Annotated in this window: 15 protein-coding genes; 13 read left to right on the plus strand and 2 right to left on the minus strand. The window is 64.4% G+C overall.

Features of this window, described 5'->3' with window-relative positions; translation table 11 throughout:
- Positions 1-46: 46 nt before the first annotated feature.
- Positions 47-796, plus strand: a complete 750-nt coding sequence (locus tag AC26AR_RS01240) for a DUF1007 family protein (protein WP_077378670.1) — start codon at positions 47-49, stop codon at positions 794-796.
- Positions 793-2,049 (plus strand): nickel/cobalt transporter, encoded by a 1,257-nt coding sequence (locus AC26AR_RS01245; protein WP_488107420.1) that lies wholly within the window; start codon positions 793-795, stop codon positions 2,047-2,049. The genes AC26AR_RS01240 and AC26AR_RS01245 overlap by 4 nt, the downstream gene beginning before the upstream one ends.
- A 124-nt stretch (positions 2,050-2,173) precedes the next feature.
- Here AC26AR_RS01245 and AC26AR_RS01250 read toward each other — a convergent pair whose 3' ends face one another.
- Positions 2,174-2,602 (minus strand): HIT domain-containing protein, encoded by a 429-nt coding sequence (locus tag AC26AR_RS01250; protein WP_077378676.1) that lies wholly within the window; start codon positions 2,600-2,602, stop codon positions 2,174-2,176.
- A gap of 348 nt (positions 2,603-2,950) precedes the next feature.
- On the opposite strand from AC26AR_RS01250, the gene AC26AR_RS01255 reads away from it, so the two are divergent.
- The 8 genes from AC26AR_RS01255 to AC26AR_RS01290 all read left to right on the plus strand — a co-directional run bounded on the left by AC26AR_RS01255 (position 2,951) and on the right by AC26AR_RS01290 (position 10,269).
- Complete coding sequence (locus AC26AR_RS01255) at positions 2,951-3,958, plus strand: TAXI family TRAP transporter solute-binding subunit (RefSeq protein WP_077378679.1); 1,008 nt, start codon at positions 2,951-2,953, stop codon at positions 3,956-3,958.
- 381 nt (positions 3,959-4,339) lie between these two features.
- Positions 4,340-6,412, plus strand: coding sequence for a TRAP transporter permease (locus AC26AR_RS01260; RefSeq protein WP_205632796.1), 2,073 nt, complete (start codon positions 4,340-4,342; stop codon positions 6,410-6,412).
- Between the two features lie 185 nt (positions 6,413-6,597).
- Positions 6,598-7,377 (plus strand): sulfite exporter TauE/SafE family protein, encoded by a 780-nt coding sequence (locus AC26AR_RS01265; protein ID WP_279874805.1) that lies wholly within the window; start codon positions 6,598-6,600, stop codon positions 7,375-7,377.
- A gap of 143 nt (positions 7,378-7,520) precedes the next feature.
- Complete coding sequence (locus AC26AR_RS01270; protein WP_084209433.1) at positions 7,521-8,516, plus strand: zinc-dependent alcohol dehydrogenase family protein; 996 nt, start codon at positions 7,521-7,523, stop codon at positions 8,514-8,516.
- 65 nt (positions 8,517-8,581) lie between these two features.
- Entirely contained in the window at positions 8,582-8,713 is a 132-nt protein-coding gene (locus AC26AR_RS01275; RefSeq protein WP_077378691.1) for an entericidin A/B family lipoprotein, read from the plus strand.
- Between the two features lie 57 nt (positions 8,714-8,770).
- Positions 8,771-8,902, plus strand: a complete 132-nt coding sequence (locus tag AC26AR_RS01280; protein WP_077378694.1) for an entericidin A/B family lipoprotein — start codon at positions 8,771-8,773, stop codon at positions 8,900-8,902.
- A 152-nt stretch (positions 8,903-9,054) separates the two neighbouring features.
- Complete coding sequence (locus AC26AR_RS01285) at positions 9,055-9,186, plus strand: entericidin A/B family lipoprotein (RefSeq protein ID WP_077378697.1); 132 nt, start codon at positions 9,055-9,057, stop codon at positions 9,184-9,186.
- A gap of 195 nt (positions 9,187-9,381) precedes the next feature.
- Positions 9,382-10,269, plus strand: a complete 888-nt coding sequence (locus AC26AR_RS01290; RefSeq protein WP_077378700.1) for a LysR family transcriptional regulator — start codon at positions 9,382-9,384, stop codon at positions 10,267-10,269.
- A gap of 74 nt (positions 10,270-10,343) precedes the next feature.
- Here the strand turns inward: AC26AR_RS01290 and trhO are convergent, their stop codons facing one another.
- The gene (trhO, locus tag AC26AR_RS01295) at positions 10,344-11,417 is read right to left on the minus strand and encodes an oxygen-dependent tRNA uridine(34) hydroxylase TrhO (RefSeq protein WP_176502947.1); all 1,074 of its coding nucleotides are present in this window, start codon (positions 11,415-11,417) and stop codon (positions 10,344-10,346) included.
- A 315-nt stretch (positions 11,418-11,732) separates the two neighbouring features.
- On the opposite strand from trhO, the gene AC26AR_RS01300 reads away from it, so the two are divergent.
- From AC26AR_RS01300 to AC26AR_RS01310, 3 genes are all read left to right on the plus strand, one after another.
- On the plus strand, positions 11,733-12,509 hold the full coding sequence (locus tag AC26AR_RS01300; RefSeq protein ID WP_488107421.1) for a formate dehydrogenase accessory sulfurtransferase FdhD: 777 nt from the start codon (positions 11,733-11,735) through the stop codon (positions 12,507-12,509).
- A gap of 69 nt (positions 12,510-12,578) precedes the next feature.
- Positions 12,579-14,966, plus strand: a complete 2,388-nt coding sequence (locus AC26AR_RS01305) for an FdhF/YdeP family oxidoreductase (RefSeq protein WP_488107422.1) — start codon at positions 12,579-12,581, stop codon at positions 14,964-14,966.
- A gap of 175 nt (positions 14,967-15,141) precedes the next feature.
- On the plus strand, positions 15,142-15,582 hold the full coding sequence (locus tag AC26AR_RS01310) for a VOC family protein (protein WP_488107423.1): 441 nt from the start codon (positions 15,142-15,144) through the stop codon (positions 15,580-15,582).
- The last annotated feature ends 69 nt before the right edge of the window (positions 15,583-15,651 follow it).

A 15,651-nucleotide genomic window follows, 5' to 3' on the forward strand; every position in this document is an offset into this window, starting at 1 on the left:
GCTTGGCATTCGCTTTTCTTCGTATCCGCCTTTCCGGAGTGTCTGCATGCCCCTTGCTGTTGATCATCGCGATGATGCGCGATCGTTTCCGCGCGCCTGGCGTCGTTGCCTGCGCTTGCTGACGGGGGCGTGGGTCGGCATGTTGGCCATCGCGTCGTTGATGGTCAGTCAACCGGCGCTTGCCCATCCGCATGGCTGGGTGGATCTGCGCGTGACCCTGCGCCTGGATGATCAGGGGCGGGCGGTGGCATTGCGTCAGTACTGGTTGCTGGACCCCTTCTATAGCCTGACGCTGCGGCAGGAGCTGGCCGCCCTGCAGGACGATACCAGCATGGAGCAGCGCCTGGATGCGCTGGGCAGCGAGATCCTCGCCAATCTTTCCCAGTTCGATTATTACACCCATGTTCAGCGTGACGGAGCGCCGGTGGCGCTGGGAGAGGCGACACGCCAGACCACCTGGCTCAAGGGGGAGCGCGTCGCCTTCCAGATGGAACTGCCACTGGCCGAACCCGTGCCGATGGCCGGCCATACGCTCAGTTATCGCATCTATGATCCCACCTATTACATCGAGATCCTGCATGACCCGGATGCGATCGCCGTCCAGGAAGGGCTGGTGATCAAGGGGCTGTCCTCGCAGCAGGTGCCGATGGACTGTACGGCGAAGATCGCCAAGGCAGACCCGGATCCCCAGAAGGTCGCCGAGGCCTCGATGCTGGATATCAATGCCACCGCGCCGATGGATCTTGGCCAGTATTTCGCCGATGTCGGCAGTGTCCATTGTGAGGCGTCTCGATGAGCGATGAGCACAAGGACACCACCGGGCTTGGGGATATCAAAAGCCTCAAGGGCATGCGTGATGGCCTGCTCAAGCCGGCCTCTTCGCGAGGGCGACGCCTGGCCGGCTGGCTGGCCCTCGGATTCGGATTGATCGTGCTGGGCATGGCCCTGTGGCCGAGTCTGGTACAGGCCTGGGGTGAGGCGCTGGGCTGGATCTTCGCTGAACAGTCGCGTTTTCAGCGCTCGCTCGGGCGCGCCATGAGCGAGCTTGCCGCGCACCCCGGCACCCCCTGGGCGCTGATCGGGCTGTCCTTCACTTACGGAGTGCTGCATGCGGCGGGCCCCGGCCATGGCAAGGTGGTGATCAGTACGCTGCTGGCCAGCCAGCCCATCGCGCGGCGACGTGCGCTATGGCTCTCGCTGCTGGCGGCCTTGCTGCAGGGCGTGAGTGCGCTGGTGCTGGTCGGCCTCGGGGCGGGACTGCTGGACTGGGCCGGGCGTGAGGTGCTCGGGCAGGTCGAGAAGGTCACTCTGCTCAGCCATGTCGGCGTACTGGCGTTGGGCCTGCTGCTGCTGTGGCGTGCCGCGCGTGCGTTGTGGCGGGCACTCAGGGCGCCCGCCACCATTGGCATGGAAGAGAGCGTGACGACACAGGAAGCGCCAGCGATGCAGGAGCTGGCGTTCGAGCCGTCGCATGGTCGCGACCACTCTCACGGCCACGATCATTCACACGGGCATGACTGCGGTTGCGGCCATGCGCATGGCGTGACGGCGGAGCAGGCCAGCGGCGACTGGCGCACCATGGGCATGGCGGTGCTGGCGATCGGCCTGCGGCCGTGTTCCGGCGCGATTCTGGTATTGCTGGCCGCGCTGGCGCTGAATCTGGTCGGCAGCGGGGTACTGGCGGTGCTGGCGATGTCACTGGGCACCGCGCTGACGGTGGGCAGCGTGGCGATGGCCACGCTGCTGATGAAGGCCAGCGGGCGTCTGGCGGCGGGCACGGCGCGCCTGACCGGCAAGCGCGAAGAGGGCGGAGTGCTTCGTCAGTGGCCGTGGGCCGCGGTGATCGGGCTGCTCGGCGGGATCGTCATCAGCGTGTTCGGGGCCTTGCTGGTCGCCAGCAGCCTCAAGGCGCTGGAATCCCCCACCGGACGCGGTGCCTCGCCGTTCGGGCGCGCGGCGCAGGGCGCGCCGTCCCCGCTGCGTGCCGCTCCCGCCGCGTCTCTGGTGGCTCCGCGCTCCGCCGTCGAGACACCAGAAGCAGGCACATGACAGGTGCCTGGCGATCCAGCGTCCGGCACTCGGCGTCCGACTGATGTCATGCTGACTGGCTTTCCTTCCCATCACGACAACGGGGCCCGCTGGGCCCCGTTGTCGTTGGCGCCTGAACAGGGCGCTAGAAGGAATAGGTCGGCAGCTCGGCGATCTTCATGCGTAGCGTGTCAATCAGCGTGGTGAGCGCTTCATTGTCATAGGCCTTCGGGCGTCCCACTCCCCAGACCGGCCCGGGCCAGGTGGCATCATCGCTGCTGCGGGCGATCACGTGTACATGCAGCTGTGACACGACATTGCCCAGGGTGCCGATATTGAGCTTTTCGCCGTCACTGAGCTGCATCAACAGCTCGCCGAGCAGGGTGGTCTCGTGCCACAGCTGGTGCTGGGAATGGCTGTCCAGCTCATAGACTTCGCGAATGTCCGCACGGCGTGGCACCAGCATCAACCAGGGATAGCGCGCATCGTTCATGAGGCGCACGCTGCACAATGCCAGGTCGGCCACGAAGTGAGTGTCTGCCTCCAGCTGCGGGTGCAGGGTGAAATCATTCATTGTCGTTCCTCGTCGTCGCGGGGCTGGCGCGCCCGAATGGCCTCGGCTGGTCTGCCGGTCCGTCTGCCGGCGGGGCCGTCACGGGTGTCCCCAGGCCAGGTGTCTGAATGTCTCCAGTGTGACCAGATCGGCAGAATCCTGCCACTTTTCGGTTTGCGCCATGCCGGCCGGCCGTTGGCGCAATGCCCCCATCGCCAAATACCGCCCCTGCTCGACACTTGCTAGTCTTCACTCAAGGCTGGGCAGTACGACCTGACCTTCGCTGTCCCGTCCGCTATCGCCACGTCTCGCCTATTCCAACAATAAGGGTTCGCCTGCGTTCCGGCAGGCCCGCCAAGGAGTCATTCCATGCAAAAGCGCCAGTTCCTCAAGGCCGGCCTCGGTCTCGCCATCGCTGCCTCTCTGGGCCTCAGTGCCGCAGCCCAGGCGGAAGGCAAGTACATCATGGGTACCGCGACCACCGGCGGTACCTTCTATCCCGTCGGCGTGGCGCTTTCCACGCTGATCAAGGTCAAGCTCGAGCCGACCGCCGGCATCTCGGTGTCCGCGATCTCCTCCGCCGGCTCAGGCGAGAACCTCAAGCTGATGGAAGAGAACCAGGCCCAGTTCGGCATCATCCAGGGCCTCTATGGCGCCTGGGCATGGAATGGCACTCCGCCGGTCAACAAGGCGCACAAGGACCTGCGCAGCATCTCGATGCTGTGGCAGAACGTCGAGCACTTCGTGGCACGCAACGATGAGGTCAAGACCGGCACCATCGAGGACATGACCAACTTCTATGGCAAGAGCTTCTCCATCGGCAAGAAGAACTCCGGCACCGAAGGCTCGGGTCGCTTCATTCTCGAGCAGCTGGGCATCGATGCCGACAAGATGAATCTGGCCTACATGGGCTATGGCCCGAGTGCCGACGCGATGCAGAACGGCAACATCGACGGCATGAACATTCCGGCAGGCGCACCGGCTTCCGCCGTGACGCGTGCCTACGCCAACCTCGGTGACGAGATCACCACGCTGGACTTCACCGAAGAGCAGCTGGCCAAGGTCAATTCCCAGTTCGAGCTGTGGACACCGTATGAAATCGCCGCTGGCACCTATCCGGGCCAGGACAAGGCGATCAACACCATCGCCCAGCCGAACATCCTCGTGGTACGTGATGACGTCTCCGAAGAAGACGTCTACCAGATCACCAAGACCATGTACGAGAACCTGCCGTTCTTGAACAACATCCACCCGGCCACCAAGGCCATGGCACTCGACAAGGCCATCGCTGGTCTGCCGCTGCCGCTGCACCCGGGTGCCGTGCGTTACTTCAAGGAGCAGGGCATCGAGATCCCTGAGCGTCTGATCGCCGACTGACCCACCCCTGAGTCCGCTCCATCGCTGCCCTCATCGCGCGCCCATGGCCGCGGTGAGGGCTGTGCAGTCCAACAAGACAGTGCCGGTCCGGCGTCATGCTGCGCCTTCGTTTCGCAAGCCAGCCTCTGCCAGGCCAAAGCCTGCCCATGCATCACTGATGTCACCGACGTCACTGATGAAGCAAGTCCGCATTTCCTCGCAAGCCCGGGCGCAGGTTGACGCCACACGTCGCCGCCGCGCCATCGCTGTCTGATCCCGTCTTGAGGCACCGCCATGCATGATTCCCGCTCGCCAGAGCCCTCTCGTCCCACTGAAGCCGTGCCGGATGCGCCGGACCTGTCCGGTGTGCGCGATGAATCCGTCGAAGCCGCGCCATGGCGCATGGAACTGCCCTGGCTAGGGCGGGCCGTGTTCGTGATTTCCATCGTCATCTGTCTGGCGCATCTGTACTTCAACACCATCTCGACCCTGTCGGAGCTGTGGGTGAGCGCGTTGCACTTCGGGCTGTTCGGCCTGCTGTGCGCGCTGACCATCCCGATGCTGACGCCGTCCAGTGATGGTGCCAAGCGCTGGGTGCTGGGTGTGGATGTCATGCTGGGGCTGGCGGCACTGGGTTGCGGCCTCTATCTGATCGGCTTCGAGGATGCGCTCTATGATCGTGGGGTCGTGTTCTCCCCCGCGGACTGGGTGGTCTCCATCGTCGCGGTGGGGCTGATTCTCGAGTTCGCGCGGCGCACCACCGGCTGGTTCATCCCGGTGCTGTGTCTGATCGCGCTGACCTATGTGGCCTGGTGGGGCAAGTATGTCGGTGGCGTGTTCAACTTCCCGGGCCTGACCTGGGAGACGGTGCTGTTCAGAAGCTTCATCGGCGGCGAAGGGATGCTGGGCTCCATCGCGCGCATTTCCTGGTCCTACGTGTTCATGTTCATCCTGTTCGGCGCCTTCCTGGTCAAGTCCGGCGCGGGTGACTTCATCATCGATCTGGCGCGCTGCGCGGCGGGTCGCTTCAAGGGTGGCCCGGGCTTCGTGGCCGTGTTCGCCTCCGGCCTGATGGGCTCGGTCTCCGGCTCCAGTGTCGCCAACACCGTCTCCACCGGCGTGATCACGATCCCGCTGATGCGGCGTGCCGGCTTCCCGGCGCGCTTCGCGGCAGGCGTGGAGGCCGCCGCCTCCACCGGTGGCCAGCTGATGCCGCCGGTGATGGGCGCGGGCGCCTTCATCATGGCGTCCTATACCCAGGTGCCGTACCTGACCATCGTCGGCGTGGCCGCCTTGCCGGCGCTGCTCTACTTCCTGTCTGTCGCCATGTTCGTGCGCATCGAGGCCAAACGCTCCGACGCCACGGCGCTGGATGACCCGCAGGGCCCGCGCCTCAAGGACGTGCTCAAGGATGGCTGGCACTATCTGGCACCGCTGTTCGTGCTGGTCGGTGCACTGATCTACGGCTTCACGCCGACCTACGCCGCCGGCATCGCGATCCTGTCCGTCATCGCGGCCTCGTGGCTGTCGAAGAACCCGATGAAGCTCGGCGACATCATCGAGGCGATGCTGGCCGGGGTGCGCAACATGACCACCACGGCGATCCTGCTGATCACCGTCGGGCTGATCGTCAATGTCGTCTCCACCACGGGGATCGGCAACACCTTCTCGCTGATGATCACCGACTGGGCGGGTGGCAGCCTGCTGATCACCATCATCCTGGTTGCGCTTGCGTCCTTGATCCTGGGCATGGGGCTGCCGGTGACGGCGTCCTATATCGTGCTGGGCACGCTGTCCGCCCCGGCGCTCTACAACCTGATCGCGCACTCCCAGCTGGTGGATCTGCTGGCGGCGGGCAACCTGCCGGAGCAGGCCAAGGCCATCTTCATGCTGGCGGCACCTGACAAGCTGGACCTGCTGGGCGCGCCGATGAGCATGGACGCCGCACGTGAACTGCTGGCCCTGGTGCCGGATACCTTCCAGAGCCAGCTGTATGAGCAGGCGCTGTCGCCGCACGTGCTGACCATGGCACTGGTGAGTGCCCACATGATCATCTTCTGGCTGTCCCAGGACTCCAACGTCACGCCGCCGGTCTGCCTGACCGCCTTCGCGGCTGCCGCCATCGCCAAGACACCGCCGATGAAGACAGGCCTGATGGCGTGGAAGATCGCCAAGGGGCTCTACATCGTGCCGCTGCTGTTCGCCTGGAGTCCGCTGATCTCCGGCGACATCGGTGAGATGCTGACGGTCTTCGTGTTCGCGCTGTTCGGGATCTACGCTATCGTGGCGGGCATGGAAGGCTATCTGGAGCACGAACTGCCCTGGTGGCTGCGTCTGGCGATGTTCCCGCTGGGAGCGCTGATGCTGTGGCCGCATGGTCAGCTGACCTATGATATCGCCGGGCTGGCCATCTTCCTGGGCGTGCTGACCTACAGCGTGCGCCAGAGTGGCCGTCAGGAAGCTCTGGCTTCCTGAGTTCCGGCAGGTTCCGGCAGATGTGCCTGAATCCTGCATGACGTGACGCAATGCATCACCCACGATGCCCGGCATCCCTGCCTTCGCGAGGTTCCTGCGAGGAGGGTGTGTCGGGCATCGCGCGCTCTGAATGACGAAGTGGGTGCAGCGTGTCCCCCTTTTACGGCAAGACAAGGAATGTCGGCATGACAAGTGATGTGGCAGGGCTGGCTGGCGGCCTTGATCTGATCAGCGTGATGGCGCTGATCGCGCTGGGTGGCGTGGCCGGCTTCATCAATGTGCTCTCGGCGGGTGGTTCGATGCTGACGCTGCCCTTGTTGATGTTTCTCGGCCTGCCCCCCGCACAGGCCAATGCCACCAACCGCGTGGCGATCGCGTTGCAGAGTGCGACTGCCACCAGCACCTTCCTCAAGGCGGGGGCGCACAACATGGGGGTGGCCTGGCGACTGGCCGTGCCTGCCGTGCTGGGCGCGATGCTGGGGGCCTGGCTGGCGACCCGGATCAGTGCCGAGGCCTTCGAGGGCGTGCTGATCGTGGTGATGGTGGTGTGCTCGATCATGATGCTGCTGCCGACGCCGCGCATCGACACGCGTGAGCTGACCCCGGAACGCATCACTCCCATCGTGCTGCTGGCGATGTTCGGCATCGGTCTCTATGGTGGCTTCATTCAGGTGGGCGTCGGCGTGCTGTTCATCGTGGTGCTCTACCGGTTGCTCAAGATCGATCTGACCCAGGTCAACGTCTTCAAGGTCTTCATCGTGTTGATGTATACCCTGCCGGCGCTGGCGGTCTTCGTGTTCGATGGTCAGGTGCGCTGGGCCTATGGCCTGGTACTGGCGGTCGGCAACATGAGCGGCGCCTTCCTCGGTGCGCGGGTCAACATGAGCCCTGCCGGTGCGCGTTGGGTCAAGTGGCTGACGGTGGCGGTGATCTTCCTCATCGTGCTCAAGCTGGTGCTGACCTGATGCTGATTTGAGGCATGACACGGAGTAAGCTCGGGTCATTGCCGACATGGCGCCATTTTCGTGGCGCGGTGTCACCCAACTTTCATGACGACGCCGTGCGGGCAGGGCGTCGCTTCTTTCTCATTGTTCAGGAGTCTTCCCACATGCAGGCCATGGTCATCGAGCAATACGGCGCCCCGGATGTGTTCGTCGAGCGCGAGCTGGACACGCCGACCCCGGCACGAGGTCAGGTGCGCATCAAGGTATCCGCCTCCAGCGTCAATCCCATCGAGACCAAGCTGCGCAGTGGCCTGGTCAAGTCGCACCCCGACTTCCCGGCCATCCTCAATGGCGATGTCGCGGGGGTGATCGACGCCGTCGGCGAGGGCGTGACGGATTTCTCGGTCGGCGATGAAGTGCTGGGCTGCGCCGGTGGCGTGAAGGGCTGGCAGGGCGCACTGGCGGATTACATGATCGCTGACACCCGTGTGATCGTGAAACGCCCGAGTCTGGCGGCGCTGACCCTGGAAGAATGCGCGGCCTTGCCGCTGGTGTTCCTGACGGCCTGGACGGCGCTGGTCTCGCGCGGTCAGATCAAGGAAGGCGAGCACGTGCTGATCCACGCCGGTACCGGAGGGGTCGGTCATGTCGCGGTGCAGATCGCCAAGTATCTCGGCGCACACGTCACCACCACCGTGTCCAGCGAGGCCAAGGCCGATCTGGCGCGCCAGCTGGGCGCCGACGAGATCATCAACTATCGCGAGGAAGCGGTCAGTGACTACGTGGCACGCCTGACCTCCGGGCGTGGCTTCGATCTCGTCTTCGACACCGTCGGTGGTGACAATCTGGATCGCTCCATCGAGGCCACGGCGATCTCCGGACGGCTGTGCTCCATCAACACCCGCTCGACCCACGACCTGACCCAGCTGCACGCCAAGAACCTGTCGCTGCATGTCATCTTCCGCTCGGTGCCGCTGCTGACCGGTATCGGCATGGATGAGCAGCCGGAGCTGCTCAACGCCTTGAGCGAGATGCTGGAGGCCGGGGCGGTTCGCCCGCTGCTGGACGAGCATCAGTTCAGCTTCCGCGATATCGCCAAGGCACATGAATTGATCGAATCCGGCGAGGCACTGGGCAAGATTCTGCTGGTGAATCGCTGAAGATTGGCACTTTCCAGTGTCACGAAGGTCAGAGTGGCAGAGACGATTGATCAGGAATGCATGACATGCGAGTGACTCGCTTGATGATGGCCGCCTTGCTGGTGGCCAGCGTGGCCCTGACGGGCTGCAACACGGTGGCCGGCTTTGGCAAGGATCTTGAACACCTGGGTGGCAAGATCGACAACGCAGCCAGCTGAGCCTGACGGCCTGATCGACACCTTGCGTGCGATCAGGCACTTGAGAGAGGAATACCCATGCGACGCTTCATGATGATGACCGGTACGGCTCTGCTGTTCGGCCTGATGTTGGGAGGCTGCAACACCGTGGAAGGCTTCGGGGAAGATCTTGAGCATCTGGGGGGCTCCATCGAGGAGTCGGCCAGCTGAGCGAGTGAGGTGGCAGCGGATTCAGGCAATGAACGAAACATGAATTTCTCCCTTGAAACCCCGCAGGGTGGCCCAAGGTAATGGGTATCAGCGCAGGCATGACGCGTTGAATGGCAGGATCCATGATATCCATCACCACAAGGAGCATGACCATGTCCCGTACCATTGCACTGCTGTTCGCCTCTTTCTTCACTGTGGCGGCACTCTCCGGCTGCAACACCGTTGACGGTGCCGGCCAGGATGTCGAACACGCAGGTGAAGCCGTTCAGGACGCTGCCCAGTAAGCAGGTCGCCAGACACGCCGCTTCACTGTCAGCACGAGACGTGAGGCATGAGGCGCGATGCAATAGCGGCCCTGCGCCGATGATGACGCCCGGTGATTTCCGCCGGGCGTCGTCGTGTCCGGCCTTCCGTCATCGCATGCATCTGCTCTGCGTGCCATTCACTTTCTCTACTCTCCCCCTCGCAAGGACCCCGTCATGGATCATCGGCAGTTGGGCTTTCTGGTCGCGCTGGCCAATGAACGCCATTTCGGACGGGCGGCGCGAGTCTGCCATGTCACCCAGCCGACGCTCTCGGCGCGTCTCAAGCAGCTCGAGGAGGAGCTGGGCACGGCGCTGATTCTCAGAGGGCATCGTTTCGAAGGCTTCACGCCGGAGGGGGAGCGGGTGCTGACCCATGCGCGGCGCATCATCGCCGAGCTGGATGAGCTCAAGGGAGATCTGTCACCCGAGGCCGTGCTGACCGGTCGGCTGACGCTGGGTGTCGTGCCGTCCGCGCTGGCGGCGGTGGGGGAATTCCTGCCGCGTCTGCGTGAGGCCTTTCCCCAGCTCTCCCTGCGCATGCGGGAGCTGTCCACCTCTTCGCTGGCTCAGGGGCTGGAGGATGGTGAGCTGGATCTCGCGGTCGGCTATCCGGCGGCCCCCGCCATGAGCGGCTTCGCCTGCCGACCGCTCTATCAGGAGCATTCGGCGCTGATTGCCAGTCAGGCGCATTTCCTGCTGCCCGAGACACCCGCATGGGAGTGTCTGCGGGAGTATCCGCTGGTGCTGCTGACGCCAGAGATGCAGCAGCGACGCCGGCTCAATCAGCAACTGGCTCAGCTGAACCATCAGCCGTCGCCGTTGCTGGAAGCCAACTCCATCGCGGCGCTGGGCGTGATGCTGGAGGCGGGCCTGGGGGTGAGCGTGCTGGCGGAACACCTTGCCGACTCGCGTCTCGGTACGGGGCTGGTGGCGCGACGCCTGCCCGGGGAGGGCGAGACGGTGGGGCTGCTGTGGCGTAGCGGCCAACAGCATAGCCGTCGGCTGAATGCCGTGCTGGAGCTGTTGCGCTCGCTCCCTCGGTCGGCAGACGTGGACGGATGATGGAGGGGGCAACGCAAGACACCCCGTGAAAACGGGGTGTCTTGATCAGTCTTCAGCCACGCACGAGGTCGGGGTCAGCCCTTGTCGGCGTCCTGCGTCTGCGCCTTGAGCGCGGCCAGACGAGCCGCTTCGCGCTGACGCTGCTTGGCGTCACGACGCGCCTGCATCTGGGCGAGCGCGTCCTTGCCCAGGTGCGCCTCACCCCGTTGCTCGGCGAGACGAATCTGATTCTCGCGCTCGGCAAAGCGTGCCTTCTGGGCATCGCTGAGCTTGTCGTAGCAGCGCGGGCAGCTGACACCCTTTTGGTACTTGTCGCTCTGCTTGTCCGCTTGCGTGATCGGCAGACGGCACGCGTGACATTGGTCAAACTGACCGGGGCGCAACTTGTGGTCGACGGTGACACGGTCATCGAACACGAAACATTCGCCCTGCCACAGCGTCTCTTCCTGGGGCACCTCTTCCAGATACTTCAGAATGCCGCCCTTGAGGTGATAGACCTCCTCAAACCCCTGCTCCTTCAGATAGGCGGTGGATTTCTCGCAGCGAATGCCTCCGGTGCAGAACATCGCCACCTTGCGGTGCTGCTGCGGGTCGAGCTCACGGGAGACATAGTCCGGGAAATCACGGAAAGCGGCCGTGTTCGGGTTGACGGCACCCTTGAAGGTCCCCACTTCCACTTCATAGTCGTTGCGGGTGTCGATCAGCAGCACGTCAGGGTCGGAGATCAGCGCGTTCCAGTCCTTCGGCTCCACGTAGGTACCGACGGTATGGCGCGGGTCGATCCCTTCCACGCCCATGGTGACGATCTCGCGCTTGAGCTTGACCTTGGCACGCAGGAAGGGGGACTGCTCTGCCAGAGACTGCTTGGTATCCAGTTCCGCCAGGCGCGGGTCTGCCGTCAGCCAGGCCAGCAGGGCATCGATGCCGGCGCGAGAGCCGGAGACGGTGCCATTGATGCCCTCGCGTGCCAGCAGCAGGGTGCCGCGGATGCCATGCTCGTCCATCACTGCCAGCAGCGGTTCGCGCAGCGCCTCGAAGTCCTCGAGGGTGACGAACTTGTAGAGCGCGCAGACGACATGCTGCGGCGCCAGCGGGCTGGGACGGGCGGTGTCGGCAGTCGGTGCGACGGTCGTGGGGGTATCGGTCATGCAGGAGTCCTCATGCGGGCCGGAACGTAAATCCGGAGCAGGATGATCAGAAGGGAAGGCGTGCGACAGCGCGTGAGTGCCGCGTCGTCCAGGTGAGCCCTCGTGGTTCGGCGGCATATTTTACGTGACTCGCGCACGAATTTCCTGCGCGGGATCAAGGGGGCGCCTCATGCTGGCAGTTTCATTGACGGTGTCTATCAAGGTACGGGCGAGTTCAATTGGTGAGCGATCGATGATGACGCTATCGTATCGCCATGACGGCTTGCGTACATTCGCGAATCTGCACAGTGATGTCGCGCACAACGGGGTGTCGGAATGAGTGATTCACTCTATCAAGCAGCGACCGAGAAACTGCGTTATCAGGATGCGCGTGAGCGGCCCTTGCGAGAGCTGGATGGGCCCTCCGAGCTACCCGTGAGTCTGGTGCTCAATGAGATCCCGATGGGCACGCTGCTGGCGAGCCCCGAGGCGCTGGAGCCACTGGCGCTGGGGCACGCCTTCACCGCAGGCTGGATCACGCGGCGTGAGGAGGTCACCGCCATCCATCTCTCGCGGCTGCGCCATGGGCTGGCGGTGCGTCTGGATGTCAGCGAGTCGCTGGCGCGCAAGGCCGAGCACCATCAGCGGCGCGAGAGCAGCGTGTCCAGCTGTGGCGCCTGCGGCGTGCAGGATGAGGCCGAGCTGATGGCTGGCCTGACACGCCTGCCGCCACGGGCAGCGCTCTCACCTGAGGCGTTGATGCGTGGGCTGGAGCGCCTGGAGCGCGCAACACGGCGCGGCATGCACCTGGCGCTGGGGCTGGACGCCGAGGGCGGCCTGATCTCGCAGGGGGCCGATATCGGTCGCCACAATGCGCTGGACCGCGTGATCGGCATGAGTCTCGACAGCGGCGTCTGGCCCGAGGCGCTGCTGGTCTCCAGTCGCTGCAGTCTGGAGCTGGTCCAGAAGACCATCCGTGCCCGCATTCCGACGCTTGCCACCCTTGCCGTGCCTTCACGCCTGGCGGTGGAGACCGCGCGTGCCTGTGATCTCAACCTGATCTGTGCCCATCGCGGGCGTCGACTCGAGTTGCTCAGTGGTCAGGCCGACTGACGGCCGCTGGCGCGTACTCACGCCTGTCTGATCCTTTCCCGCCTTCCCCTTTTGCCTGTGGACCCTGACATGACTGATATTTCCACCCCCGAGACGCCTGAGCACGCATCGGCTCGCCTGCCACGTGAGGATGAGAGGATGACGCGCCATCCCCGCATCGCTGCCTACTCCGGTCCGGCGGGCGGCTGGGGGGCGCTCAAGAGCGTCGGTCAGCATGTCAGCCACTCCAGGGCGCCATGGAAGAGCGTGCGCTCCCTGCTCAAGGCCAATCAGGACAAGGGCTTTGACTGCCCCGGCTGCGCCTGGGGCGATCCGGAGCACGGCTCCTCCTTCGAATTCTGCGAGAACGGCGCCAAGGCAGTGGCCTGGGAAGTGACCGCCAAGCGTGTCACGCCGCGCTTCTTCGCTCAGCACACCGTCACGGAGCTGCTGGGCTGGGACGACTTCATGCTCGAGGATCAGGGCCGCTTGACCGAGCCGATGCGCTACGACGCGGCCAGTGATCGCTATATGCCGATCAGCTGGGAGGCGGCCTTCGCTATCATCGCCGAGCACCTCGATGCGCTGACGTCACCGGATGAGGCGCTGTTCTATACCTCCGGACGCGCCAGCAACGAGGCGGCCTATCTGTATCAGCTGTTCGTGCGTCTGTTCGGCACCAACAACTTCCCCGACTGCTCCAACATGTGTCATGAGGCCAGTGGCGTCGGCATGAAGGCGAGCCTCGGTGTCGGCAAGGGCACGGTACTGCTGGAGGATTTCGAGCACGCCGATGCCATCTTCGTGTTCGGTCAGAACCCCGGCACCAATCACCCGCGCATGCTGGGCGATCTGCGGCGTGCCTCACGGCGTGGCGCGCGCATCGTCAGCTTCAATCCGCTGCGTGAGCGGGGGCTGGAGCGCTTTGCCGATCCGCAATCGCCGCTGGAGATGATGACCCTCTCCAGTCAGCCCATCAGCCATCGTTATTACCAGCCGCGGATGGGGGGTGACATGGCGGCGGTACGTGGCATGGCCAAGGCACTCTTCGCCATGGAGGCGCGTGGCGAATTCACGCGCGCTGCTTCCTTCATCGAGCGCCACACGCGGGGAGCGACGGCCTGGCAGGACGTGGTCGAGGCGACGGACTGGGCCACGCTCGAGGATCAGTCCGGGCTGACCCGTACGCAGCTCGAGGAGGCCGCGATGATCTTCGCCGGGGCCGACAACGTCATCTGCACCTGGGCGATGGGCATCACGCAACATCTGCACGCCGTGGACAGCGTCCGGGAGATCGTCAATCTGCTGCTGCTCGGGGGCCATTTCGGGCGTCCCGGTGCCGGTGCCTGCCCCGTTCGCGGACATTCCAATGTCCAGGGTGACCGCACCATGGGCATCGACGAGAAGGCGCCGGCCGCGTTGATCGATGCACTCGAAGCCCGCTATGGCGTGAGCATGCCGCGTGGCCAGGGCTTCAACACCGTGGAGAGTCTGGCGGCGCTGGAACAGGGCAGGGCGAAGACCTTCATCGCGCTGGGCGGCAACTTCACGCGCGCCACGCCGGACAGCGAGCGCACCGAGGCGGCCATGCGCAACCTCAAGCTCAACGTCCAGATCAGCACCAAGCTCAACCGCAGTCATCTGGTGATCGGCAAGACGACGCAAGCGCTGATTCTGCCGTGTCTGGGGCGCAGCGAGATCGACCGCTCCGCACAGGTGGCCTCCCAGCACATCAGCGTCGAGGACTCGATGTCGATGGTGCACTCAAGCGCTGGCATCAAGGCGCCGGCCAGTGACGAGCTGCGCTCGGAACCCGGCATCATCGCGGGTATCGCGCGCGCCACGCTTGCCCGGGTGCTGCCACGGCGCGGCGTGAGTGACCCGGTCAACTGGGAGGCGCTGAGCGAGAACTATGACCTCATCCGTGACGAGATCGCGGCGGTGATTCCCGGCTTTGCCGATTTCAATGCCCGTCTGGCCCAAAAGCGCGGTTTCCATCTCGCCAACCCGGTGCGTGAGCTGCGCTTCCCCACCACCAGTGGTCAGGCGGAGTTCTCGGCGGCGGCGCTGCCGAGGTCCGTGCTGCATCAGCAGCTCGCGCGTCGGGAAGGCTGGTTGACCCTGCAGACCATGCGTAGCCATGATCAGTACAACACCACCGTCTATGGCTACAACGACCGCTATCGTGGTGTGTCGGGTCAGCGTCGAGTGGTGTTCATCAATGCGCAGGACCTTGCCCGCCTGGGGCTGGCCGATGGTGACTGGGTCGACATGGTCGGTGAGCCGCGCCCGGATGGCAGTGAGCGGCGTGCGCCTCAGTTCAAGCTGGTGGAATACGATATCCCGGCCGGTTGCATCGGTGCCTATTATCCGGAAACCAATGTGCTGGTCGCATTGGAAAGCCATGGCAGCGATACCGGCACACCTGCCTCCAAGGCGGTCCCCGTGCGGCTGGAGCGCAGTTCACGCATCGCCTGACGGTGCGAGGCGCCAGCAGTAGGATGCAAGCATCACCACATTGCCGCGTGGCGAGGAGACTCGTCGCGCGGCAGTCGTGTGTCTAGAATATTCCCGTACGCCGAGCCCGCTTCGCTCGGCGTACGTCCTTTCCCGTCTTCAGTGCCGGCTCATCCATCGTTCAAGAGAGTGATCCATGCAATATCTGCACACCATGCTGCGTATCCGTGATGTCGACGCTTCACTGCATTTCTTCCGTGACCTGCTCGGCATGGTCGAGATCTCGCGCAAGGATTCCGAGAAGGGCCGCTTCACGCTGATCTTCCTGGCAGCCCCGCAGGATGCCGAACGTGCCCGTGAGATGCAGGCGCCGATGCTGGAACTGACCCATAACTGGGACCCGGAAGACTATGAAGGCGGGCGCAACTTCGGCCATCTGGCCTATCGTGTCGAGGACATCTACGCCACCTGTCAGCATCTGATGGACAATGGCGTGACCCTCAATCGCCCACCGCGTGACGGCCACATGGCGTTCGTGAAGAGCCCGGATGGCATCTCGCTGGAGTTGCTGCAGGCCGGCAAACCCCTTGCGCCGCAGGAACCGTGGGTCTCGATGGCCAATACCGGCAGCTGGTAACGCTCACGCCGGGGTCGCGATGCCCGACGGCGCTCAGGCGCGGGCAAGCGTCGCACAATGGTGACGCAA

The organism is Cobetia sp. PS-4MA (genome assembly GCF_057670765.1).

Excerpts from the sequence above, each read along its gene's own strand:
- AC26AR_RS01240 (WP_077378670.1), top strand. The coding sequence starts at position 47 with ATGCCCCTTGCTGTTGATCATCGCGATGATGCGCGATCGTTTCCGCGC.
- AC26AR_RS01245 (WP_488107420.1), top strand. The coding sequence starts at position 793 with ATGAGCGATGAGCACAAGGACACCACCGGGCTTGGGGATATCAAAAGC.
- AC26AR_RS01250 (WP_077378676.1), bottom strand. The coding sequence starts at position 2,602 with ATGAATGATTTCACCCTGCACCCGCAGCTGGAGGCAGACACTCACTTC.
- AC26AR_RS01255 (WP_077378679.1), top strand. The coding sequence starts at position 2,951 with ATGCAAAAGCGCCAGTTCCTCAAGGCCGGCCTCGGTCTCGCCATCGCT.
- AC26AR_RS01260 (WP_205632796.1), top strand. The coding sequence starts at position 4,340 with ATGGAACTGCCCTGGCTAGGGCGGGCCGTGTTCGTGATTTCCATCGTC.
- AC26AR_RS01265 (WP_279874805.1), top strand. The coding sequence starts at position 6,598 with ATGACAAGTGATGTGGCAGGGCTGGCTGGCGGCCTTGATCTGATCAGC.
- AC26AR_RS01270 (WP_084209433.1), top strand. The coding sequence starts at position 7,521 with ATGCAGGCCATGGTCATCGAGCAATACGGCGCCCCGGATGTGTTCGTC.
- AC26AR_RS01275 (WP_077378691.1), top strand. The coding sequence starts at position 8,582 with ATGCGAGTGACTCGCTTGATGATGGCCGCCTTGCTGGTGGCCAGCGTG.
- AC26AR_RS01280 (WP_077378694.1), top strand. The coding sequence starts at position 8,771 with ATGCGACGCTTCATGATGATGACCGGTACGGCTCTGCTGTTCGGCCTG.
- AC26AR_RS01285 (WP_077378697.1), top strand. The coding sequence starts at position 9,055 with ATGTCCCGTACCATTGCACTGCTGTTCGCCTCTTTCTTCACTGTGGCG.
- AC26AR_RS01290 (WP_077378700.1), top strand. The coding sequence starts at position 9,382 with ATGGATCATCGGCAGTTGGGCTTTCTGGTCGCGCTGGCCAATGAACGC.
- trhO (WP_176502947.1), bottom strand. The coding sequence starts at position 11,417 with ATGACCGATACCCCCACGACCGTCGCACCGACTGCCGACACCGCCCGT.
- AC26AR_RS01300 (WP_488107421.1), top strand. The coding sequence starts at position 11,733 with ATGAGTGATTCACTCTATCAAGCAGCGACCGAGAAACTGCGTTATCAG.
- AC26AR_RS01305 (WP_488107422.1), top strand. The coding sequence starts at position 12,579 with ATGACTGATATTTCCACCCCCGAGACGCCTGAGCACGCATCGGCTCGC.
- AC26AR_RS01310 (WP_488107423.1), top strand. The coding sequence starts at position 15,142 with ATGCAATATCTGCACACCATGCTGCGTATCCGTGATGTCGACGCTTCA.